General features: G+C 54.2%; 25 protein-coding genes. 14 read left to right on the top strand and 11 right to left on the bottom strand.

All coding sequences use genetic code 11. From position 1 onward, the window contains the following. Positions 1 to 24: 24 nt before the first annotated feature. Genes cobG through cobF form a run of 8 tightly spaced genes read left to right on the top strand, consistent with a single transcriptional unit; the run spans position 25 to position 7,482 of the window. Positions 25 to 1,305 (top strand): precorrin-3B synthase, encoded by a 1,281-nt coding sequence (gene cobG / locus HDF14_RS25400; protein WP_183981561.1) that lies wholly within the window; start codon positions 25 to 27, stop codon positions 1,303 to 1,305. Continuing rightward, on the top strand, positions 1,302 to 1,928 hold the full coding sequence (locus HDF14_RS25395; protein WP_183981560.1) for a precorrin-8X methylmutase: 627 nt from the start codon (positions 1,302 to 1,304) through the stop codon (positions 1,926 to 1,928). Before cobG ends, HDF14_RS25395 begins: the two co-directional genes overlap by 4 nt. Next, on the top strand, positions 1,925 to 3,436 hold the full coding sequence (locus HDF14_RS25390) for a precorrin-2 C(20)-methyltransferase (RefSeq protein ID WP_183981559.1): 1,512 nt from the start codon (positions 1,925 to 1,927) through the stop codon (positions 3,434 to 3,436). Before HDF14_RS25395 ends, HDF14_RS25390 begins: the two co-directional genes overlap by 4 nt. After that, positions 3,426 to 4,691, top strand: a complete 1,266-nt coding sequence (gene cbiE / locus HDF14_RS25385) for a precorrin-6y C5,15-methyltransferase (decarboxylating) subunit CbiE (protein ID WP_406707276.1) — start codon at positions 3,426 to 3,428, stop codon at positions 4,689 to 4,691. The genes HDF14_RS25390 and cbiE overlap by 11 nt, the downstream gene beginning before the upstream one ends. Beyond that, a complete protein-coding gene (locus HDF14_RS27800; RefSeq protein WP_406707274.1) occupies positions 4,670 to 5,053 on the top strand; it encodes a cobalamin biosynthesis protein in 384 nt (127 codons plus the stop codon). The genes cbiE and HDF14_RS27800 overlap by 22 nt, the downstream gene beginning before the upstream one ends. Continuing rightward, on the top strand, positions 5,050 to 5,838 hold the full coding sequence (gene cobM / locus HDF14_RS25375) for a precorrin-4 C(11)-methyltransferase (RefSeq protein ID WP_183981557.1): 789 nt from the start codon (positions 5,050 to 5,052) through the stop codon (positions 5,836 to 5,838). Before HDF14_RS27800 ends, cobM begins: the two co-directional genes overlap by 4 nt. A gap of 31 nt (positions 5,839 to 5,869) precedes the next feature. After that, positions 5,870 to 6,712, top strand: a complete 843-nt coding sequence (locus tag HDF14_RS25370; RefSeq protein ID WP_260698602.1) for a cobalt-precorrin-6A reductase — start codon at positions 5,870 to 5,872, stop codon at positions 6,710 to 6,712. Beyond that, entirely contained in the window at positions 6,709 to 7,482 is a 774-nt protein-coding gene (cobF, locus tag HDF14_RS25365) for a precorrin-6A synthase (deacetylating) (protein ID WP_183981556.1), read from the top strand. The genes HDF14_RS25370 and cobF overlap by 4 nt, the downstream gene beginning before the upstream one ends. A gap of 69 nt (positions 7,483 to 7,551) precedes the next feature. Here the strand turns inward: cobF and HDF14_RS25360 are convergent, their stop codons facing one another. Further along, positions 7,552 to 8,157 (bottom strand): TetR/AcrR family transcriptional regulator, encoded by a 606-nt coding sequence (locus tag HDF14_RS25360; RefSeq protein WP_260698601.1) that lies wholly within the window; start codon positions 8,155 to 8,157, stop codon positions 7,552 to 7,554. A gap of 200 nt (positions 8,158 to 8,357) precedes the next feature. On the opposite strand from HDF14_RS25360, the gene HDF14_RS25355 reads away from it, so the two are divergent. Then, positions 8,358 to 8,801: a DUF1772 domain-containing protein gene (locus HDF14_RS25355; protein WP_183981554.1), complete on the top strand. Its 444-nt coding sequence runs from the start codon at positions 8,358 to 8,360 to the stop codon at positions 8,799 to 8,801. A 233-nt stretch (positions 8,802 to 9,034) separates the two neighbouring features. On the opposite strand, the gene HDF14_RS27300 is transcribed toward HDF14_RS25355, so the two are convergent. After that, positions 9,035 to 9,949 (bottom strand): AraC family transcriptional regulator, encoded by a 915-nt coding sequence (locus HDF14_RS27300; RefSeq protein ID WP_183981553.1) that lies wholly within the window; start codon positions 9,947 to 9,949, stop codon positions 9,035 to 9,037. 195 nt (positions 9,950 to 10,144) lie between these two features. Here HDF14_RS27300 and HDF14_RS27795 point away from each other — a divergent pair, with 195 nt between their 5' ends. Beyond that, on the top strand, positions 10,145 to 10,474 hold the full coding sequence (locus HDF14_RS27795) for a helix-turn-helix domain-containing protein (protein ID WP_406707273.1): 330 nt from the start codon (positions 10,145 to 10,147) through the stop codon (positions 10,472 to 10,474). 119 nt (positions 10,475 to 10,593) lie between these two features. Continuing rightward, complete coding sequence (locus HDF14_RS25340; protein WP_183981551.1) at positions 10,594 to 11,385, top strand: response regulator transcription factor; 792 nt, start codon at positions 10,594 to 10,596, stop codon at positions 11,383 to 11,385. Positions 11,386 to 11,549: 164 nt separating this feature from the next. On the opposite strand, the gene HDF14_RS25335 is transcribed toward HDF14_RS25340, so the two are convergent. From HDF14_RS25335 to HDF14_RS25325, 3 genes are all read right to left on the bottom strand, one after another. Beyond that, a complete protein-coding gene (locus HDF14_RS25335; protein ID WP_183981550.1) occupies positions 11,550 to 12,812 on the bottom strand; it encodes an NAD(P)/FAD-dependent oxidoreductase in 1,263 nt (420 codons plus the stop codon). Positions 12,813 to 13,039: 227 nt separating this feature from the next. Continuing rightward, entirely contained in the window at positions 13,040 to 13,552 is a 513-nt protein-coding gene (locus HDF14_RS25330) for a beta-class carbonic anhydrase (protein ID WP_183981549.1), read from the bottom strand. Between the two features lie 499 nt (positions 13,553 to 14,051). Further along, positions 14,052 to 14,906, bottom strand: a complete 855-nt coding sequence (locus tag HDF14_RS25325; RefSeq protein WP_183981548.1) for an enoyl-CoA hydratase/isomerase family protein — start codon at positions 14,904 to 14,906, stop codon at positions 14,052 to 14,054. A 231-nt stretch (positions 14,907 to 15,137) separates the two neighbouring features. Between HDF14_RS25325 and HDF14_RS25320 the strand changes: the two genes are divergently transcribed. Next, positions 15,138 to 15,857 (top strand): RNA polymerase sigma factor, encoded by a 720-nt coding sequence (locus HDF14_RS25320; RefSeq protein WP_183981547.1) that lies wholly within the window; start codon positions 15,138 to 15,140, stop codon positions 15,855 to 15,857. A gap of 276 nt (positions 15,858 to 16,133) precedes the next feature. Here HDF14_RS25320 and HDF14_RS25315 read toward each other — a convergent pair whose 3' ends face one another. After that, entirely contained in the window at positions 16,134 to 16,442 is a 309-nt protein-coding gene (locus HDF14_RS25315) for an STAS domain-containing protein (RefSeq protein WP_406707279.1), read from the bottom strand. Between the two features lie 264 nt (positions 16,443 to 16,706). Between HDF14_RS25315 and HDF14_RS25310 the strand changes: the two genes are divergently transcribed. Next, the gene (locus HDF14_RS25310) at positions 16,707 to 17,141 is read left to right on the top strand and encodes a hypothetical protein (protein WP_183981546.1); all 435 of its coding nucleotides are present in this window, start codon (positions 16,707 to 16,709) and stop codon (positions 17,139 to 17,141) included. Positions 17,142 to 17,439: 298 nt separating this feature from the next. On the opposite strand, the gene HDF14_RS27065 is transcribed toward HDF14_RS25310, so the two are convergent. After that, on the bottom strand, positions 17,440 to 18,033 hold the full coding sequence (locus HDF14_RS27065; RefSeq protein ID WP_260698600.1) for a hypothetical protein: 594 nt from the start codon (positions 18,031 to 18,033) through the stop codon (positions 17,440 to 17,442). A gap of 118 nt (positions 18,034 to 18,151) precedes the next feature. After that, positions 18,152 to 19,075, bottom strand: a complete 924-nt coding sequence (locus tag HDF14_RS27060; RefSeq protein WP_260698599.1) for a hypothetical protein — start codon at positions 19,073 to 19,075, stop codon at positions 18,152 to 18,154. Positions 19,076 to 19,195: 120 nt separating this feature from the next. On the opposite strand from HDF14_RS27060, the gene HDF14_RS27055 reads away from it, so the two are divergent. Beyond that, positions 19,196 to 19,480: a hypothetical protein gene (locus tag HDF14_RS27055; RefSeq protein ID WP_260698598.1), complete on the top strand. Its 285-nt coding sequence runs from the start codon at positions 19,196 to 19,198 to the stop codon at positions 19,478 to 19,480. Between the two features lie 320 nt (positions 19,481 to 19,800). Here HDF14_RS27055 and HDF14_RS27050 read toward each other — a convergent pair whose 3' ends face one another. The 3 genes from HDF14_RS27050 to HDF14_RS25300 form a co-directional block, all read right to left on the bottom strand. After that, positions 19,801 to 20,127, bottom strand: a complete 327-nt coding sequence (locus HDF14_RS27050; protein WP_260698597.1) for a hypothetical protein — start codon at positions 20,125 to 20,127, stop codon at positions 19,801 to 19,803. Between the two features lie 34 nt (positions 20,128 to 20,161). Beyond that, positions 20,162 to 20,422, bottom strand: a complete 261-nt coding sequence (locus tag HDF14_RS27045; RefSeq protein WP_260698596.1) for a carboxypeptidase-like regulatory domain-containing protein — start codon at positions 20,420 to 20,422, stop codon at positions 20,162 to 20,164. A gap of 183 nt (positions 20,423 to 20,605) precedes the next feature. Beyond that, positions 20,606 to 20,915, bottom strand: a 310-nt coding sequence (locus HDF14_RS25300) for a glycosyl hydrolase family 18 protein (RefSeq protein WP_260698595.1), incomplete at its 5' end; no start/stop codon positions are given.

Raw genomic sequence — 20,915 nt, 5'->3', positions numbered from 1 at the left:
CTAGCTAAGAAAGAAAGTTCTGCGATGAGAGTTGGAGAGAATTTCTGCCCTGGAATTCTTCATGCCGTTCAGGCGAAGGATGGCCTACTCACTCGGATTAGAGTTCCGGGTGGCATGATTGTTCCCAGCCAACTCTCTGCTATTGCCGAACTTTCCGCCGCATTTTCAGATGCACATGTGGAGATCACTTCACGTTCAAATCTGCAGATGAGGGCCATTCTAAATAAGAATTTGAACTATTTGCGTCGGGGACTTGATTCCGCAGGCTTTCTGCCTTCATCGAGTCACGACCGCGTTCGCAATGTAGTGACAAACCCTTTCGCCGGTTTAGGCTTCGACGAGATTTTAGATTCGCGGCCGTTTGTTCGAGAGTTGGATAGCCGCATTACCAAAGACCCAGAGATGGCTGGTCTACCGCCCAAGTTCAGCTTTGCTATAGATAGCGGGGGAAGCTGGTTTAGCCATGAAAATGACGACTTGGCCTTGCGAGTGATAACGGTCGACAATTCTCATTTATTTCGTCTATCGATCGGCGGTATTTTTTCGGGCTTCGGCGTAACGATTGAGAAGGCAGTTGACTGCCTTCTGGAGGCGGCACAGGTATGCCTCTATATTTCGAAAAAGTTCGACGTGCCTGCAAGGGCAAGAAAAATTGCATCAATGCCGCAGGCTATGAACCATCTGCTTAGTGAACTATCTCACTTTCTGGTGGACTGTCCTTCTTCGAACGACTGTAAGTCTGTGGCCGAAGTGCCTCTAGGAGTTTATTTGACGAAGCAGGCCGGTTTCGTAAACTTGGTGCCCTCAGTTCCTCTCGGGCGGCTGACGTCAGCCCAGGCACAGTGCATTGCCTCAATCGCAACGGAATGGGATGGAGATCTTCGGCTGGCCCCGTGGCGAGGCATCATAATCGGATCCATTCCCGAATGTGCGATTCGTCGAGTTGCTGCAAGGCTCCAAGCCACGGGCTTGTCGCTTGATAACAGAAGTGGATATGGAGGAGTCTTTGTCTGTGCAGGAACCGGCTGTGATGCGTCTTTGGCTGATGTGCGGAATGACGCGTCTCTCCTGGCGCACTTGCTGTCTGGTCAGGCTGGGAAGCCCGGATGGACAGTCAACATCTCAGGATGCGAAAAGCAGTGTGCTATGCGAAACGGTGCGACAGCCGAGTTAGTCGCAACTTTTTCGGGCTATGACTTGCGGATTGGTGGGCGGTTTATAGCGTCGAATTGTTCTCGTGAATCTGCCATGGACGCAGTCCTTGCATCTCGGTCGGAAATGGGCTCTGAGGTTTCTTCACGATGATGACCTATAAAAAAAGTGCCCAAGAGATCTATCGAGAATCCTTTGAGATCATTAGGGCGGAGTCAGATCTATCTGCTTTTTCCCCTCGTCTCGCCCGCGTTGTTGTGCGAATGATCCATGCGTGTGGGATGACGGACTTGCCACAGTATGTTGCCGCGTCACCAACAGCGATTGAAGTTGGTGAGATGGCGCTCCTTGCGGGAAAGCCCATCTATTGTGACGCAAATATGGTAGCAAATGGGATCACGCGGTCCAGACTTCCCCAAGACAATGAAGTGATCTGCACGCTCAATGATCCGCGCACAGTCGAACTAGCGAGTAGATTCGGAACGACCCGAAGTGCGGCGGCGCTGGAACTCTGGCGCGAGAGACTAGGCGGTTCTGTTGTTGTGATCGGAAACGCACCGACCGCTTTGTTCCACTTGCTTGAAATGCTCGAAGACGGCGCGCCGCCCCCTTCGCTCATCATTGGAGTTCCGGTTGGTTTTGTGGGCGCTGCGGAGTCCAAAGTAGCTCTTGAAACTAACAGACAAAATATTCCTTATTTGACGATACGAGGTCGTCGAGGTGGAAGCGCCATCGCGGCAGCTGCCGTCAACGCTCTGGCGAGTGAGGAAGAATGATCAAGAGCACGATGCCAGGCCGACTATTTGGTGTGGGACTTGGACCTGGCGATCCAGAACTTATCACTATCAAGGCCCTGCGTACCATCAGACAGGCTCAGGTAGTTGCATATCCAATGGCCAAGCGCGGCCAAAGTAATGCCCGCTGCATCGTGAGCTCGGAGTTGACAATCGAGCAGATTGAGCTACCGATGATCTACCCGATCACAACCGAGTCGACAGATCAGAGTGGGGAGTATGAGGCAATCATCGCGGAGTTCTATGACGAGATGGCTGAGCAGATTGCCGCTCATCTTTCTATTGGGCGCGATGTGGCCGTTCTTTGTGAGGGCGACCCGTTTCTCTATGGGTCTTTTATGTATCTTCACGACAGACTTGCTCACCGCTTTCTCACCGAAGTAATTCCCGGAATACCATCGGTGATGGCCGCCGCGGCGAGGCTCGCGACTCCTCTTGTTCGAAGGGATTCACAGCTAACGTTGCTCCCCGCCACTCTTTCTGAAGATTTGTTGGCCGCTAGACTAAATTCATATGACGCTTTCGCGATCATGAAACTTGGTCGCAACTTCTCGAAGGTAAAAAATGCGCTGTCCAGGGCAGGCGTTCTCGACAAGGCCCTGTACATTGAACGCGCAACTATGAGCCAGGAACGGATAGCCAAACTGAGCGACGTAGATCCGGCAAGCGTTCCTTACTTTTCGCTTATCCTGGTTCCAGATTCGCGCCAGAGCCGGATCGGCAATCCCGTGAAAGACGCAGGCCGGATTACGGTTGTCGGACTGGGTCCTGGTGCCGACGAATGGATTACGCCGGAGGCCCAGCAAGCACTAGCGGAAGCGACTGATTTGGTGGGCTACCAGCGGTATCTGGACCGCGTCCCGATTCGATCTGGCCAACGACGTTTCGGCTCGGACAACAAGGTAGAGGCGGAGCGAGCACGGCATGCCCTTTCTCTTGCGGAGGCTGGCAGGCGGGTCTGTGTCGTTTCGTCCGGAGATCCAGGCATTTTCGCAATGGGTGCTGCTGTACTGGAGTCAGTCGATGAAGGGCCCGAGGTATGGCGTTCTCTCGATATTAGGATTGTTCCTGGTGTATCAGCGATGCAGGCGGCCGCCGCGAGAATGGGGGCTCCTCTAGGGCACGATTTTTGTGTTCTTTCGCTATCCGATCGTTTGAAGCCATGGGAAGTAATCGTCAAACGACTGCACGCGGTGGCTTCTGCTGATTTCGCGCTTGCCATCTATAACCCGATCTCGTCTGAGCGGAAATGGCAACTAGCAGAGGCACAGGCGATTCTCGCCAGCTATAGGGCTGCGGAGACCCCAGTTGTACTCGCCCGTGCTGTTGGTAGACCAGATGAGAAGATTGTGATCACAGATCTCGGACGATTCGATCCGGCAGCCGCTGATATGCAGACGCTGATTATCGTTGGTTCCTCGACAACTCGCAGTCTTGCGCTTTCGAATGATCGGGAGATGATCTACACTCCCCGGAGCTATGAGGCTTAAACCGATGCTGACTACTCCATCTGAAGTTGCGAGGTTTGATCGCAATGAGCGCTGGTTATCAATCGTAGGCATTGGAGAAGACGGTTGGGAGGGCCTCAGCCGGGCTGCGAAGGAAGCCGTAGAGTCCGCAGAATTTCTGTATGGTGGAGTTCGCCATCTGGCTCATATTTCGACGGGCCGGGCGACAAAGGTCGCATGGCCGTCTCCTATGTCCGCCGCTGTGCACGAGATTCTGACGCACCATCGTCGACGAAATAGAGTTTCCGTCTTAGCTAGTGGTGATCCTATGTTATTTGGGATCGGTGTGACACTGACCCGCGAATTGGAGCCAACAGAATATTTTGTTATCCCGCAAGTTTCCGCGTTCTCCCTTGCGTGCGCGCGCCTCGGCTGGCCAATTGGGGAAACGGTCTTGATATCGCTGGTAAACCGCCCAATCGAGCAATTGCACCGACATCTCTATCAGGGGCAACGGCTGGTGATTTACTCCGAAGACGGCACTACGCCCGCAGCTGTCGCGCGCATGCTGACTAGTAACGGATATGGGTCAAGCCAACTAACCGTCTTCGAATATCTGGGTGGTACTGCGGAGAAGCGCTGGGACGACTTGGCAAAGCAGTGGTCAACAGAGCGGTGTGGTGCCTTGAACTTGATCGCTGTCGTGTGCAGTCTAGATTCCGGAACTAGATCGATTCCGATTGTTCCGGGGCTTTCCGACGACTTCTTTTTAACAGACGGCCAAATGACAAAGCGTGAAGTCCGTGCTGTTACGCTTGCCAGTCTTGCCCCAATGCCTGGTCAGCTACTGTGGGATATCGGCGCTGGCTCGGGAACGATAGGCATTGAATGGATGCGCTCTCATTCTTCCTGTTCCTGTATTGCATTTGAAAGGAGCGGCGATAGAGTTGCCCGAATTTTCGCGAATGCGAAACGACTTGGCGTGCCAGGGCTGGAGGTCATCGCAGGAAGCGTTCCGGAAACTCTCAATGGTTTGACTACACCCGACGCAATCTTTATCGGTGGGGGTATCGGCAAGGATGGCCTATTTCAAGCCTGCTGGAATAGACTTGCCAAGGGCGGAAGACTTGTTGCCAACGCGGTGACGATTGAGAGCGAGGCGGCTTTAGCAACGTGGCACAAATCGTACGGCGGAGAGCTTGTGCGAATTCTCGTTGCCCACGCTGAGCCGGTTGGCGGTGCGTTAGGTTGGCGACAGCTAATGCCGATTACCCAATGGGCGGTGGTGAAGTCATGAGTATGTCTTGTTCGATCGGAATTGGCTGCTCTTCTCGTGCCGTCGCTTCGGATGTGATTGAGCTTATTCAGCGATGCGTGAGTGAAATAGCTCCCGATAGCGTGGTTGCAACGCTGGATCGGTGTTCAAGCATCGCAGAGGCTGTTGCAGCAGTTCTCGGGCTGCGACTTGTGTTGTTTCCGGCAAGCGTTCTTTCGCATATTCGTGGAGTACAAAGTCATTCGCTCCTGGCAGCATCAACAGTGGGGACCGCCAATGTTGCGGAAGCAGCGGCGTTGGCTTCACTCGGGCCCGCGGCGCGTCTTATTTTGCCACGACAGACCGGACGTTTCTGTACTTGTGCAGTGGCGGTGCTGCCATGACAGTTCATTTTATCGGCGCTGGTCCCGGAGCCGCCGACCTTCTTACGTTGCGGGGAAGGGATCTGATCAGCCGTTCCCCAGTATGTTTGTATGCGGGATCTTTGGTGCCGAAAGAGGTGATCTCACATGCCCCACCTGGCGCTCGCATAGTCGACTCAGCAGAGATGAATCTTGATGAGATCATCGCAGAAATCTCTGCAGCCCACGAGAATGGATTTGACGTCGCCCGGATTCATTCAGGAGATCTGTCGATCTGGAGCACAATGGCGGAACAGATTCGCCGCCTTGCGCCGCTTGGTATTCCGTACGACGTCACTCCTGGCGTTCCGTCATTTGCTGCTGCTGCCGCTGCTCTCTGTCAGGAGCTAACTCTTCCCCATGTTGCGCAGACTTTGATTTTGACCCGAACTTCAACGCGGTCTACGGCAATGCCTGCTGGAGAAGATCTTGCGACGCTCGGGCAATCGGGTGCAACAATGGCGATTCATCTATCCATTACGAACCTCGACATCGTGACGTCGCAGTTATCGCCACTCTACGGGCCCGACTGTCCAGTAGTTGTCGTGTTTAGAGCAAGTTGGCCGGATGAGATGATTTTGCGGGGAACTCTTGCAACCATTCGAGACATTGTTGCGAAATCTGGAGTAGACCGAAATGCACTTATCTTGGTTGGAAGATCTCTCAGCGGTCCCGCATTTGGGGAGAGTTATCTTTACTCCGCTTCCAGAGAGCGTGATTCAAGCGTGCCCGTCGCCATTGAACCTAACTCTGTAATCGGTGATTGATAAGTGGTGGTCAGAGAGGCCGAGTATCGAATTGAGCGAACTGAATCCCATATCAGATGGCATCGAAGGTCGGCTCGGTCGATCTCCAGATGCAGTTCCGCGAATACTGATCCTCGGTGGAACAGGAGATGCAGCTGAGCTCGCCGCGCAACTCGCAACCAGAAACGATCTTGAGTTCATTTCATCGTTCGCCGGAAGGGTAAGTCACCCTAAATATCCCATAGGAGTCGTCAGGGTGGGAGGATTCGGTGGGATTGAAGGGCTGATCTCTTATCTGATAATGGAGAGCATCAGTGTGGTGATTGATGCTACCCATCCCTTTGCCGTGGGGATTAGTCGAAATGCAGAAGTGGCTTGTGCTCGATTAGGATTGCCGCTCATCGCTTTGGTCCGTCCTGCATGGCAGAAGCAAAAAAACGATTTGTGGCATGAAGTTACAACTTACGTGCACGCGGCCGAATTTGTTAATAAAAAGAAAGGACGGGTTCTTCTTTCGATCGGCAGGCAAGAGGTAGGTTCGTTTGCTGCTTGTAATGACGCGTGGTTTCTGATCCGTGCCATTGAGGCCCCGACGGGGCAGTTGCCACAGCATCACGAAATTCTTCTACAGCGTGGCCCCTTCGATCTCAAAGAAGAGTTGCAATTGTTGCGGGAGTACTCAATTGATCACATCGTTTCCAAAAATAGCGGCGGCTCAGGAACCTACACCAAAATTGAAGCCGCTCGACTTCTTGGACTTCCGGTGGTAATGGTGGAACGCCCCACTAAACATACGGTTCCAGCTGTTGAGACCGTAGACCAAGTCGTCACTGAGCTTGCCGCGCTGTTGACGCGAACCGTGCAGGATGGGAAACAGCGGAAGGACGTTAGATGAGAAAGCTGTACATCATTGGAATCGGATCGGGCAACCCGGAACACATTACTGTGCAAGCCATCAAGGCGTTAAATGAGGTAGATGCTTTTTTTGTCTTGAACAAAGGAGACGCGAAAAGCGATCTTATGCGCCTCCGTAAAGAGATCTGCGAGCGATATATCGACGAGCCATCCTACCGAACTGTCGAAGTCGTCGATCCTCAACGGGACCCATCGATAGCTTCCTATACTCTGCGGGTCGAGGCGTGGCACCAACAGCGCGCGCTAATCTACGAAGACTTGATTGGAAACGAGCTAAAAGAGGATGAGTGTGGCGCGTTTCTAGTGTGGGGTGATCCGTCACTATATGACAGCACTCTTAGAGTTATAGATCACATTATTGCTCGTGGAATAGTTCACTTCGATCATGAAGTTATCCCTGGAATCACCAGCATCCAGGCCTTGGCGGCGCGCCACAAGATAACTCTGAACGGCATAGGCGAGTCGATTTGCATTACGACGGGCCGCCAGTTGTCACCTGGACTGGTCGCAAGTTCCGAGAACGTGGTTGTGATGTTGGACGGAAAGTGTTCCTTCAGGGAAGTTCTGGATCAGGATGTCGAGATCTATTGGGGAGCATACGTCGGTAGCGATAAAGAGATTCTCTTATCTGGAAAACTTACCGAAAAACTGGAAGCCATCGAAGTAGCCCGCAGTGCGGCACGGGAGAAAAATGGATGGGTGATGGACATCTACCTACTCCGGAATCCTTCGGTGCGACGTCCCACGTGACGAATAGCGTGATTGTGAGGACTCATCTCGCTTGGCTCGTGAAAAAGCGAGAACACGCGCCTATTACACTCATCGCGCTTTCACTATCGGTGGTGTTTTATCGTGGAAAGTGAAGAGCTCGACGAGCGTCTTCACACGCTCTTTCTGACGACCGCGCGGAAATCGCTTGGCCCTCGTTAGCTCGGCGATACCATGGAGGCTTGCCCAAAACAGTTCCGATATAACCTCCGACTTCGGGCTCTGCCCCTGAAACAACTCCAGGAGTTGGGAAAACGCGAACCGCAACTCCGGAGGAGTAGCTACGTCATCGAATGGCACGTTCAAGCTGAGCGAAAACATCACTTCATACAGTGCTGGTGAGGACGCAGCGAACTCCAGATAGGCGGCTGCGACCGATCCGACCGTGTTTCCTCGCTTATCCCGTTTCTGTGCTTTCTCCAAAGCCAGGCCCAACTCGTGAAAACCCTCGACCGCAACCGCTGCGAGAATTCCTTCGCGACTTCCAAAATGACCGTACAAGACAGGTTGGCTGTATGAAATTTCGGCGGATAACCGCCGGACGGTTACGTTGGACCACCCTTCAAGCTCCGCGATTCGTCGTGCGGCACCGATAATCTGTGCACGGCGAGCCTGCCTATCACGAAGTTTTCGTTCCGCAATTCGGTTAGCTGCCAACGCAGGTTCCATTGATAGGAAGTATAGCACCGCTAGAAAACCTTGGAGAACACTGAAACTTTGTCAAAATACTTCGCATCATATATAGCGTTGCTAGGTTTCCTAATGAGGAAACATCCTGTGCATGGCGCTATCCCGCTTTTTCTAGCGCCCTCCTGGCTGGGGCGATTCCAAGGTGTTGTTCATGGAGGAAGTCACAAATGGAAGTCCTAAATGTTGTTGCAATTATCGTCGCTGGATTGATGGTTGGAAGTGAACTGGCCATCGCCGCGTTTGTTCATCCAACACTCGATAAACTTCCGGACGATGTTCATCAGCCCGCCGCAAGCGCCCTCGCTCGTGTGCTGGGGAAGTTCATGCCGTTTTGGTACATTCTTGTATTTCTGCTGACTCTAGCCGAGGTGGTAATCCAATGGCACCAATCCGGCCGCGTACCGATCTGGATCGCTACATCGGCCGGTTTGTGGATGTTGGCGAGTTTGTATTCGATCATCGCACTCGTGCCGATCAACAACCGTATCAAGTCCACTCCGCCTCCCGATTGGAAGATGTACCGGCGTAGATGGGATCTGCTTCACCGCTGGCGTGTTGTACTCCTCACAATAGCTCTCGCGTTTCTAATCGTGGGATTCGTTAGCAAGTAGTCATCTTTGGCCCTTCCCCAAGGGCAGCTGTCGCCGGAGATCGGCATCGGTTGTACCCACGGTGCATGTGGAACCGCAGCCCCATTTGGGGATAACGTGTCAGCCTAAACCCACTGCCTAGCAGCGCGATCTCTTTTGACGGATGAGTGGTGAAAACGGTAGAGCAGATCGTCCGCATCGGGAGCTTGGGATTCTCCGCCGTGCCAGTTTATGTGTGCCTTGCCCCGCGTAACCTATCCAGCCTGACTACGGTACTTCACGGGCGCAACTCCAACCTTCCGGCGAAAGACCTTTGCGAAATGGCTTTGATCGGAAAAACCAGCCGCAACGCCCGCATCACCGACGCTAAGTTCCGGATCGCGAAGATATCTCTTTGCCCGCTCGATTCGGCACTGCAAGACATACTGATACGCAGTCATTCCCGTACTCGCCTTGAACAACTCACAGAAGTAATGGGGACTCATTCCTGCTAACTCCGCAAGCTCCCATAGACGCAGATCCTGGGCGAAGTTCTGGTTGATAAAATCGAGCACTCGATTCAGACGCGCTGTAGGCATTCCGCCGGTGACTTGGGCGCTATTGCTTCTATTTCGAGTCGAATAGCGCCGAATAAGATAGAGGCCAAGCGCCAGACCAAGAGACTCCCCATACAAGGGGCCCGCGGGGGAGCCATCTTCCAGATCGGCATGCATAGCCAGCATCAAGGACTGGATGTGCCGATCACGAAGATTCCAGTGCGTCATCAGGTCGATCTCATCGAGATGTGCGGTCTTCTCAAGCGAGCGCGAGAGAAATCCCGACTCCATCACCAAAACAATCCGGGTGGTAGGACCCGACCAGGTCAGCCTGTCGCGTGTACCTGCCGGCAACAGATAGATTGTGCCGGGACTATTCGTTGCACTGTGACTCCGTCCCTCTGTGGTCCATTGAGCCTTGATCTCCCCTCGTGTAAGCAGGTTCACGAAATGAGTTGGGTGCTCATGATCCGGGATGGCGACGCCTGGGATGTCGGTGAACGACTCCATGGCAATCCCTTTCCACCCGGCGCCCTTACTTGTAATTGACGAGCGGGCAGGAAAGGGGCACAACGCGCAGCTACCCCGCATCACCTCTACAGCATCGACAGGAAGAACCCCAGAGTTGGCCACAAGCTAACCTCGCCGCCCGGAAGATCGGTAGGAAGAGAATACCGCTGTTTCGTGTGCGTCGGTTTTTTTGACCGATTAAATCGGAAGAATTGACCAACGCCGGAACATTTGACCAATCCTTTCGCGCTACGGTGTCCTCATTCGGCAGAGCAATAAAGAAAAGGGGCCCATATTACTAAGGAAGTTTGTAACAGGGTGATCGAATATATCCACTCGAACACGAGTGGAAACATCAGTTTGGCGGACATGGCTAGGATCGCTGAATTGACTCCGCACCATCTTGCAACATTGTTTACCAAGGCAACAGGACTCAGCCCACACCAGTATGTTCTGCGGGTCAGAATCGAGCGCGCGAAGATTCACCTGATAGACGACAGGTTAAGCATTGCGGAGGTTAGCAAGCGCGTTGGGTTTAGAACGCAAGAACACTTTACAAAGGTATTTCGCAGAGTAGTTGGAGTCACTCCGAGTAAATTCCGCGAAGAGCTGGCAAGCGATGCCAGCGGAGAGACGAGTTCGTCTTAGATCTACCCAAAGAAACTAAGCACAACTTCAACGGAGAGAGGGGCAATTGTGAGCATTCATCTACGATCGTCATGGACAACATCTCCAGAACAAACCACGGGAACATCAAGGAGGCCGATATGGATTTGATTCTGACGGGATATCGCTTGGAAAGGGACGCGAGCTCGTCCATCGATCACCGACTCGGGTTTACTGAAACATCAAGGACCGCACTGGTCGTTTACGTCGTCGCCCCGGACGAAGCCGAGCGCGACTCACTGGACCGATTAATACGATGCGAAGGCTGGCAGCCAAAGACTTTTGCTTCGGCCGAAGAGTTCCTTGTCCATCCGCTCGTAGCTGTTCCCAGCTGCTTGTTGTTGGACGTGGCTCTTCCGGGCCTGAGTGGTCTCGAACTGCAGAAGCGTGCAGCCGTTGAGCGACCTTACATCCCGACTATTTTTCTCAGCGCCAAGGGTGACATACCCACTGCTGTAGAAGCCATGAAAGCAGGAGCTGTGGAGTTTCTCACGAAGCCTTTCCGGGACAAAGAACTCTTGACCGCAATCAGAGAAGCTCTCGAACGGAGCCGTTTTGTTCTTGCTAAACAGGCGCAGAAACAAACTCTGCAGAGAAGTTATGCCTCGCTCTCGCGCCGCGAACGACAGGTCATGGCGTTGGTGTCTTCCGGGTTGTTAAACAAGCAGGTCGGTGGGGAGCTTGGCATCAGCGAAATCACAGTCAAAGCGCACCGGGGCCAGGTGATGCAGAAGATGCACGCCAACTCCTTCGCAGATCTAATAAAAATGGCCACCAAACTTGGAGTCTACAGAATGAAAGAACTTCCTCGGCCCCGCCGCAATGATTCGGCCACTGCTCTTACTGGCGTACTTCTCGACTCTTATTGCGCAGGTATAGTCGAAGCACCTTAGAAAGGGAAGTGTGCGTACGCTAAGGCCGGTGGACTTGCCCGGGTGACCCATATCTCGATTTTGAGATGCGAGCATTCGAGCGAAGCGCAACCCGCGACGATCAAGTTCTCAGTGCCAGCGCTATATTTCCATCTCCAAGAGAGTTATCGCAAATAGACCGCGCACTATCGCCCTAGAAGTTGATGTTTCACGGACATCAGAAATTGATGTGCCATAGAGACTGCCGTTGCACCATCTCCCGCTGCTGCAGCGCACCTTTTCGTAGAGTTATGGCGGACGTCTCCTGCAGCAAACAGCCCTGGAATGCTTGATTCCATGAAGAGTGGTGCTCGACCATCTGTCCACATCTCCGCTGACAGGCCCGACCGGTCGAGATCCGGGCCCGTGAGAATGTAGCCCGCCGGGTCGCAATGCAGCACTCCAGGTTTTGCCCAGTCGAGGCGAGGCTTGCCTCCAATACAAACGAATACGCTATGCGTCTCGATGGATGTAGTGTTGCCAGCTTCATCGCGATACGAAATTCTTTCAAGCGCATCATCTCCTTCGAGCTTAGTTAATGTGGTCCTCGTCAGGACCGTAATCGACGAGTTGTCTTCAATGCGCTCCAGCAGGTACGTCGAAAGCGTGTCCTTCAAGCACTCCCCTCGGACGAGCATCGTCACCCGCGTCTGCCGCGCGAAGTTCAACGCAGCCTGGCCAGCAGAGTTCCCACCGCCCACAATCACTACATGTCCCTTGCAGAGCTCAGCTTCGCTCGAGCCGGCACCATAGTAGAGACCGCGATTCAGAAAATAATCCTCTCGTTCAAGCCCAAGTCGTGAGTACTCGATGCCAGTGGCGCAGATCGTTGCTTTCGAAGCGATCTGCTCGCCGCTGGCGAACCAGCTAAACTGCCAGCCATCCTGATGCTCTCCTGCTACTCCCTCGAGGCCAACTATGATCTCCGCTCCCAGTTTTATTGCCTGTTGACGTGCCCTGCTTGCGAGCTCCCATCCGCTGATCCCATCCGGAAACCCCATATAGTTCTCAATCTTTGAGGTGCTGCCAGCCTGGCCACCGACGGCGATCTTCTCGACCACTATTGTGCGTAGCCCTTCGGAGGCCCCATAGAGAGCGGCACTTAAACCTGCTGGTCCCGCACCAAAAATCGCCAGATCGTAGCATTCGTACTTCGGTCCTTTGAACCACTCCAGAGCCATCGCCAGGTCGCGCAGACTAGGACAATAGAGTCTCCTATTCTGGCTAAGAACGCAGACAGGAAGTCGAGGGTCTGTAGCTCCTGAGATTCCTGCCAGCTTCCGGGCCTCCTCATCCGTATTCAATTCGACCCAGTCATACTCACAGCAATTACGGGTCAGGAAGTCGCGTATCTTGTAACCCGCGGCCGAATTCGCGCGCCCATAGATCACAATCCTGCCGTTCAACATCTTTTCTTCTCCCTGAAACCCAGATCATTCATCGGTTCCTCCCTCGATTTATCTTTGATCCAGGAGCGCACGAAAAGCGTCGACAGAATTTTCTGGCGCTCTGTCTTCACTGCTCCGGTCACAGACAACTCAATTACGCCAGAAGCGCGCCGATGAATCTATTGGATGAACGTATCGATCAAGACCAAGGTGCAGGGTGGCGTATGGGCGAATTTCCGCCTAATAGACTACCTGTCGTCCTTGGCCGTTACTTCTTTCAGTTCGCCCGTTGACAAATCAAAAACAAATCCACGAATCACGACGTCCGCAGGAATCCATGGGTGCGACCGAAGTTTCAGTACCTGCTTTTGCGTTGTCAAATTTACGTCGGTATAGAAATGGAATCTGTCGGGAGCAACTGCCCACACGCCGCATTGTGTGTGAAGGTGCTTCTCGAAAGATTCCTCCGAAAACAGTTCCATTCCGCAGCCAGTGTGCCCGATGATCATGACCTCTCGCACGCCCAGAACGTGAATTGAGAACATGAGAGACCGCACAACGTCTTCCGTCGTGGCCGTTCCGACGTTCCGAATTACATCCGCATCGGCGGGTTTGATCTCTAGCCATTCGAGTAGTTGGTTCAGGCGCGGGTCCATACACGTGAGGATTGCAATCTTCGGAGCTGGCTTGTTTGCCAGCGAAGGATCATGGTGCTTCGCATTCTTGTGGTTTACCGCGATTGCGTGGTCGATCAGGCTCATTTGGATTCTCCTAAAATAGTGTTGCAGGCCGGGAGTCGGTTGCAACAGTGCGTCGTTTGTGTTGTTTATGCGGATCGAACTTTCTCGTTCGGACCTGCAAGTCTGTTGTCAAAGTTGGAGGGTGGGCCTCAAAATCACTAATCGTGTTTCCGGCGGCCTTGAACAGTGTCACGATCATTTGTTCGTAACGGCCAATGTGTTGATTAAGCCAGAGGAACGTCATTGCATCCATCAGACGAAGGTATCGGTCGATACCTTCGTCTGATGAGGAACAACTGACACAGACGTCGGCTGGCTCCGAACGCCAGGGAGCATACGCATATCGTTATTGAGATATGCCACGATGCATCAATTTGTCGGGAATCGTATTGGATCGCTCCAATTTTTCTGCACCGTCGAACGGCAGTAAAGAACCGTCTTAACTTCGTTTGAAGCCGCACCTAAGAAAATCAAAGCAACCTTTTGCCTCTCTGACTTTGATAGGTGCACTACGGCTGCTTTACGAAATGTCCATCGTGCTGCCTAGCGTTCCAACATGGTATCCAAGCCGATTTTCAACGTCTCCCGGCTTGTGAAAGCCCTGTTCAAACAGCAACCGAAGTCTTGCTTGTGCGGCAGGCCGTCCCAGCGAGGCTATAAAAGCATCCCACTCCGGAACGATCTCCGCATCGGAAGGCAGACTGTTCAAGTCAACTAAATGTTTCGTTTCCGCGATCGCCCGCCGGTCGAAGGACGCGATCCTTCTCGCGGACGCGTCGACAAAATTATCCAGCTCACTATCAGATATCGAACGATTGACATAGCCGTACAGCTCGGCGAGATCGCCGCTGATATCGTCCGCTCCTAAAAGCACTTCCAACGCCCTTCCTCGGCCAATCAACCGTGGGAGACGAGTCATGGGTCCGCCGCCGGGAACCAACGCTGCTCCAACTTCCCATTGGGAGAGGATTGCCTTTTCACGGCTGGCAAATCGCATATCACATGCTAGTGCGAGTTCGCTGCCAACACCGGTCGCACGGCCACGAATCGATGCAATCGATACGACAGATGTACGACTGAGCCTGGCAAGCATGTCAGGCAATGCCTGCAAGCCGGTTCGTCCCACCGGGAATTTCGCAGACTCTTCGGGCTTTGCCAAAAAATCATAGTGAGTGAGGAAGAACCCTTCCACCGCACTATCAAAGACCACTACCTTGACTCGTTCATCAGACTCGAGCAATCCTACAATCTCTTCAAGCTGTGGGATATTCGCGGGGCCAAAGATATTCAAAGGTGGGATGTCGAACGTCACCCTCCAATATGCATTAGAGATCCGAACTAGACGTATTTGTCCATCGTTGTGAGCGTCGCTCATCTTGCCTCCTGTTTTCTTCTCTATTAGGCAGACAGAGAGGATTGAAAGCAATTGGACGTTGGTATCGCTAGTGCCTTGGCGTGTTTGCGAGCGACGGGCGGCTGACACCAAGGTATTGACGACACCTTCGTCTAATAGATTCGCCTCCGCACTTCTGGCTTAATCGCAAAAATGAGGCTTATTTCAGTCACCTCAGGGTCGGCAAGAACGACGGTGACCGGGGGTGCCTCAATGACGATTGGAGGAATAATGAATCTTTCAGGTGAATCCGGCATTCCGGTGGTAGTCCCTTCCTCATCGAACAACAACATGAGTGGCGCCCTTGACCACATTACCTCGCATAGCCACCAACACTTGATCCTCGCTGCCCAATCGGGTTGCCGGACCGCATTTGATGAACTATGGGATCTCTACTCACGCCGAGTCTACAGAACTGCTTTGAGTATTACAAAGAACGAGCAAGACGCCGAAGATGCACTGCAGGACGCCTTTCTTCGCGCATTCCAGGCTATTGAGAGCTTCGAAGGCAGAGCGAGCTTCTATACTTGGTTAACTCGCATTGCAATTAACTCGTCATTGGGTATCCTGCGTAAGCGACGCTGCCGACCGGAATCCTCACTCTACTCAATTTCTCAACAAGAGGAAGATGGCATTCCTGACGAACTACGAGACCTCGCTCCGAATCCTGAACAAATCTTCGAACAACAACAGAGACACGCGAAGCTCATCCAGGCGATACACAAACTCCCCGAAATCTTACGGGAGGCCCTTCAAACGCGCATTGCGGGAGACTGCTCGGCCAAGGAAGTTGCCCATCAGCTCAACATCTCTGAGGCTGCTGCTAAGTCGCGGCTTGCTCGGGCAAGTACCAGGCTGGGTATGCTGATCACAACCGGATATGGATCGAAAGTCAAAGCCAGTATCCAATACAGCACGCCTTCCATCCGTTGAGCCCGAAAAGTTGTCTTATCGGCAAGTCGTCACGAAGTTGCCGATAATGCTTCAGCACCGCCCACGAGAAGCAGGATTTTGTTTTTTAGACCCCTCCAGCCACCGCACCTCGTCTGGCTTAGTACGAGGGAAGGAGATTGGAAATGCAGCCGAATTCGATCTTTTCTTGCCTATTCTCAACGAGAGACAATTGCCAATGCGCTCATCGAGAATGGAACGCGGGGCCAAGCTCGAACCTTGGCCGGCAGCCGCGACTTCACGGCTGATCTGCCTCTTCTACTCTAGAGACCCTCGGAAAAACTTGTCCACCTTGGTCATCTCAAACAGTTGAAGCACGCGCGGATTCACTCCAGCCACAACCAGCCGAACTCCCGTGCTCTGGCACCGGACATAGTGGCTGACGATCAACCCAAGCCCCGCCGAATCCATATACGGAACTTCTGTTAAATCCAGAATATGGTGAGAATGAACTGGGAGAGCATGCGGTTCGCTCTCCTCCTGCGATTCGAACGTACTGCGAAGTGCGTCCGGCGAAAGGGAAGCGTGCATGTCCCGCGCCGTAAACGGCCCTGACAATCGAAAGATGACTGTGCCAGCGGTCTTGCCTTGACTGCGTTCAATCGTGAACTTCGAACTCTTCCAAACTTGGGCTGTCGTCGTCGAGCTAGTGACTCCTTTTCAATCCAGACTGCCGTTTGAATAACCATATAGGACGGCCCAAATTACTACCCGCGAATCTGCGTACTGCATATCTCGAGTCCGAGAGATATGAGCCTTCGAGCGAAACTCGAACCTGCGCTTCCAACCTTTTCGTTGAAGCATCTAATGGTAAGTAGGAGGGCCAGTCCGTTGCGCCACACATTCCCGATCTCATACATCGCACTCCTGACCTTAACGTTCGCAATCAGCACCCGGAGCGTCTCCGCTCAGAACACCCAGACCATGCCCGCCCAGACTCAAACCCCACCACCGTCCCAAACCCGCAGCCCCGGCGGCGATGTAGACAGCGGCGCCGGTGATATCGGCAAGGGCACCGGCAAGGGAACCGGAGCCGCGGCTGAGGGCGTCGGCAAAGGCGCCGGCGATCTCGTCACTCTCCACCCCATCGACGCCGCTGGCAACGTTGGCAAGGGCGCAGGAGTCGCCGGCAAGGACGTCGGCGTAGGAGCCGCCAAAGGCGCAGGCAAAATCACCAAGGGCACAGGTCGCGGCATCGGCAAGATCTTCCATCACGGCCACCACGATGAGGACACAACCCCGCCCTCATCCAGCCTACAAAACTAAAACCGAGGCAGCAGCCTTCATTCAAAACCCGGATCCATCAGAGAAGGGAATCGCAGTCGGACAGGCTCTCAGTCCCGAAACGGGAAGCCCAAAAATTAATGTGGAATCCGTGTCACATTTTTCATCACCACAAACCATCACTGCTTAATCACCACGCTCACCACGCAATACACCACAACCACACCACGAAATCACCACACCAAAACACCCCAATTTCTCAAAAACCCCAACAAAACACCACAAACCTCCCCTCAAAAAAACTTCTGCTTTGGTGCTAAAAAGTGATCTCTGCGCCAAACTAAATCTGCCGCATGTAGGGTTGACCACTGCCGGAGACTGCGTTGTCGACGCCCGTAATCAGACCAGAAGCGCCCGTAGTGCAGTCAATGCAGCGCGCGTTCGATGCGCTGGGAACCCCCAGTGGAGCGTGGTTGAACACATTGAAGACCTCGAACTGAAACTGTCCTGTGATTCGCTCGCGAACACGAATATTCTTGAACAGTGAGACATCAGCGAAATAGTCCGACGGACCATTAAAGCTGTTGCGACCAATGTTTCCAATGGTCCCAAAGGCAGGCCGGGCGAAGGGACCGGACTGCGCACCGTTTACCGTGAGCGGAGCAACGGGACTAAAGAATCGACGGCTGTGGGTGACGGTGTCGAACGAGCCGACCGAGCGTGCGAAGCCCTTACCCGGCCCGTTGGCAAGGACATCGGGACGGCAGTCGCTGGAGTTGCCGGAGTTGCCGAAGTTGCTGTCGACGTCCTGATCCTGGCCGCATTCCCCATAGGTGGGGGTGAAGGGCAGGCCGCTCTCCCAAGTGGTGCTTCCGGCGAGCTGCCAGCCCCCGACGAAGTAGTTGACCCAGCTGCTGGTGTTGTTCAGGAACATCTTGTCCTTGCCGAAGGAAAGCTCATAGATGCCGCTGAGAACGAAGAGTTGGTCGCGTTCGTATCGCTCGGACCCTTCTCGACGCGCGGGTCAATCGCGAAATAGGTAGTCCCATAGTTCAACGCACGCGACCAGGTGTAGTTGGCGAGGAATTGGAGGCCGTGCGAGAAGCGTCGCTCAACCGTTGTCTGGAGGGCGTTGTAGTTCTCGCGCGCAGAGGGGCCCGTGTAGTTGATGTTCTGTGAGCAGCAGATCTGATTGGCTCCGTTATAGAAGGCAGAGAATCGGTTGAAGTAGGGCCGCCGTTGGTTTTGGCTGAGCACACCGGGATGATTGTTAGGTTGTCGGTCGCGGTTAGATCGGCGGGGTTCGAGGGTAGAACGTACTGATTAATGTTATAGCCCTCGGTCTCGCCGGGGTAGACGCGCTCGCCGATGTTGCCCACAGAGGCGATGGTGAAGGTCGTGTTCTCGCCGACCTGCCGCTGCAGGCTTGCGTTGTACTGGTCAACCTTCGGCAATAACAGCAGGTCGGGGCGGACGTTGTAGCCGATGCCGTTGAGGATGGGGATGAGGCCGTTGGATGGAATGGGAAACTGCGCCGGAGACGCGGGTAGCGTCGGATAGCTATAAACCGGCGTGGTGCCGCTGGAGTTGCCGACGCTCTCCGAAGTCACGACGGGGACGTTATGCGTCATGGCGGAACCGAAGATGGTGCCGAAGTAGCCGACGCTGTTGTAAACCTGGCCGAATGCGCCACGAACCACAGTGTTCGGATGCAGCTGGTAAGCGAAGCCGAAGCGTCCGCCGAGGTTCTCTTTGAGTGGGCAGTTGCAATTCTGCGAGCCGAAATTGGCGATGCTGCCGTCCTGAACCTTGTAGGTGGGTGAGCCGGAGGTATCAAAGGTGCCGGTGTTCAGGTTGGGTAGGCCATCGTTGAGCGCAGGCGTGGTGCCTGCGTCGAACTTGTTTTCGTCGAAGTTGGTAAGAAGGTTCGCATTGAGCGCGTAGTTGAAGCACACGGCGGCGCTCTGATTCTGCACGGTATCGGTGCCGGTGGTGTGGCCCAGGCCGAAGCCGTCTCCGCCGGCAGCGCCGAAGATCGCGGGCCGAGCAGGCGGAAAATAGAGTAGTCGTAGCAGCCAAAGGCGTGGAGGTTCTGGTTGACCTGGAAGTCGAGCCGGGCATCCGCCTGGTCGCCGTCGTTGTTGCCGGTGCCGGAGCCTACGAAGTTGTTGGCGGTGGTGTCCCCGAGACCTGAGTTGGGCGCGGGCAATGCGCTCAACAAGGTGCGACCCTGCGGAGTGACGAGCATATTCGAGATGAGGCCGCCTCCGTACTGGGTGAGGTTAGAGGTAGTGCTGGCTGCGTTCAGACAGGTGCTGCGGACTAGGTTGGTGGGGACGTTCTCCAGCAGGCTGGCACCGACCTTCTGGCGCGCTCCCTGATAATCGAGGAAGAAGAAGGCACGGTCCTTGATGACCGGGCCGCCGAGCGAGCCGCCGAACTGGCTGTAGACGGAGCTTGGAATGTCCTTGCCGGTGACTGGATCGGGCGCGAACTGGGTGAAGGGATCACGCGCTTCGAGGGCATCGCTGCGGCGGTAGAAGAAGACGTCACCATGCCAGGCATTGGAGCCGGAGCGGGTCTGGGCGGAGACGAAGCCCGCTATGGCGCCTCCGAACTCTGCGGGGAAGTTCTGAGTGTCGATGCGCGACTCACTGATCGAGTCGAGCGTGGGATTGACGACGATGATGCCGTCGATCGGTTAGCGGTTGTCGGTGCCGTCGAGCAGGTAGCCGAGCGAGCCGTAGTTGGTTCCGTTGACCTCGAGGGCCTTTGTGCCCTGCGGGTTTTCCGTTGCCTGGATGTTGAAAGAAGCGCGCTGCACCCCCGGGGTGAGCAGGGCGAACGTGGAGAAGTTGCGGTTCTGATTGGGCAGGTCCTGGAACTGGCGCTGGGAGAGGGTTGTGCTGACGGCGGCGCTGTCTGTTTGGAGCGCGGGCGGGGCGGAGGTGACGGTGATACTCGTGTCGCCGCCTGCGGCCTGGAAGACCAGGTTTACCTGCGGGGCTGTCGTCGGAGACGACGTCATCGCCTTGGCCGGTGGAAAGCCGGTGGCGGTCGCCTTAGGAGTCTGGGATAAGACGCAGGACGGAGTAGTTGCCGTCGTCTTTAGACTGGACAGTCTGAGAAGTACCCTTGCTTACATCTATAACTACTATGGTTGCATTTGGGATCACCGCGCCAGTTGTTGGGTCGGTAGCGGTGCCGACGATAGAGCCGAAGACGGCTTGAGCCTCCATGCGCGTGCCGCTAGCGAGTAGTGTGGCCACGAGGAGAAGGGCGAGCAGCGGCGGGCTCTCGGACCGATAGACTTTAGAGGACATATTGCGTGATTGTGAGGAGGGTGACTTTGACAGAGGAGATTTGGGGGTGAAAGAAAGGATCTGGCATCGCATACCTCAAAATTTATGCAGCAAGACTGCTGCAACCTACGTTCTAGTTCACGGATATCAGAACCGGAGCGCCTTTGTCCTTCACCAGGAACACGACGAACCTTATTGGTTTGGTTAGGCTTGCGTTCGACCCAATCGTATGAATATCATCCCTTCGTGCACGAGGCTGATCATGAAGGCGGGGCCGAAGTGATCGCGCAACTGACGGAGACCCGAGATGACGTTGACGATCGATGGCTTAGTGGGATGCTTGAAGTCCGTGTCTTCGGCATCGATGTTGAGTGAGGGGGTCTCGAAGTCCAGATCAATTCCATCGAAGTCAAATTGGATGACGATTTGTGTCACTGATGAGACAAATGTCGGAATACTCGCAGGATCGTTAAGAGTGAAATATCTGCCACCACCGCCAAGGGAGATCATGACC

The sequence above is a fragment of the Tunturiibacter gelidiferens genome, from assembly GCF_014201335.1.
Lineage (GTDB): Bacteria > Acidobacteriota > Terriglobia > Terriglobales > Acidobacteriaceae > Edaphobacter > Edaphobacter lichenicola_E.
Note: the sequence above shows the minus strand (reverse complement) of the source record. Positions and strands in the feature narration are given on the sequence as shown.

Excerpts from the sequence above, each read along its gene's own strand:
- cobG (WP_183981561.1), top strand. The coding sequence starts at position 25 with ATGAGAGTTGGAGAGAATTTCTGCCCTGGAATTCTTCATGCCGTTCAG.
- HDF14_RS25395 (WP_183981560.1), top strand. The coding sequence starts at position 1,302 with ATGATGACCTATAAAAAAAGTGCCCAAGAGATCTATCGAGAATCCTTT.
- HDF14_RS25390 (WP_183981559.1), top strand. The coding sequence starts at position 1,925 with ATGATCAAGAGCACGATGCCAGGCCGACTATTTGGTGTGGGACTTGGA.
- cbiE (WP_406707276.1), top strand. The coding sequence starts at position 3,426 with ATGAGGCTTAAACCGATGCTGACTACTCCATCTGAAGTTGCGAGGTTT.
- HDF14_RS27800 (WP_406707274.1), top strand. The coding sequence starts at position 4,670 with ATGGGCGGTGGTGAAGTCATGAGTATGTCTTGTTCGATCGGAATTGGC.
- cobM (WP_183981557.1), top strand. The coding sequence starts at position 5,050 with ATGACAGTTCATTTTATCGGCGCTGGTCCCGGAGCCGCCGACCTTCTT.
- cobF (WP_183981556.1), top strand. The coding sequence starts at position 6,709 with ATGAGAAAGCTGTACATCATTGGAATCGGATCGGGCAACCCGGAACAC.
- HDF14_RS25355 (WP_183981554.1), top strand. The coding sequence starts at position 8,358 with ATGGAAGTCCTAAATGTTGTTGCAATTATCGTCGCTGGATTGATGGTT.
- HDF14_RS25340 (WP_183981551.1), top strand. The coding sequence starts at position 10,594 with ATGGATTTGATTCTGACGGGATATCGCTTGGAAAGGGACGCGAGCTCG.
- HDF14_RS25335 (WP_183981550.1), bottom strand. The coding sequence starts at position 12,812 with ATGTTGAACGGCAGGATTGTGATCTATGGGCGCGCGAATTCGGCCGCG.
- HDF14_RS25330 (WP_183981549.1), bottom strand. The coding sequence starts at position 13,552 with ATGAGCCTGATCGACCACGCAATCGCGGTAAACCACAAGAATGCGAAG.
- HDF14_RS25325 (WP_183981548.1), bottom strand. The coding sequence starts at position 14,906 with ATGAGCGACGCTCACAACGATGGACAAATACGTCTAGTTCGGATCTCT.
- HDF14_RS25320 (WP_183981547.1), top strand. The coding sequence starts at position 15,138 with ATGACGATTGGAGGAATAATGAATCTTTCAGGTGAATCCGGCATTCCG.
- HDF14_RS27065 (WP_260698600.1), bottom strand. The coding sequence starts at position 18,033 with ATGTTCCTGAACAACACCAGCAGCTGGGTCAACTACTTCGTCGGGGGC.
- HDF14_RS27050 (WP_260698597.1), bottom strand. The coding sequence starts at position 20,127 with ATGACGTCGTCTCCGACGACAGCCCCGCAGGTAAACCTGGTCTTCCAG.
- HDF14_RS27045 (WP_260698596.1), bottom strand. The coding sequence starts at position 20,422 with ATGTCCTCTAAAGTCTATCGGTCCGAGAGCCCGCCGCTGCTCGCCCTT.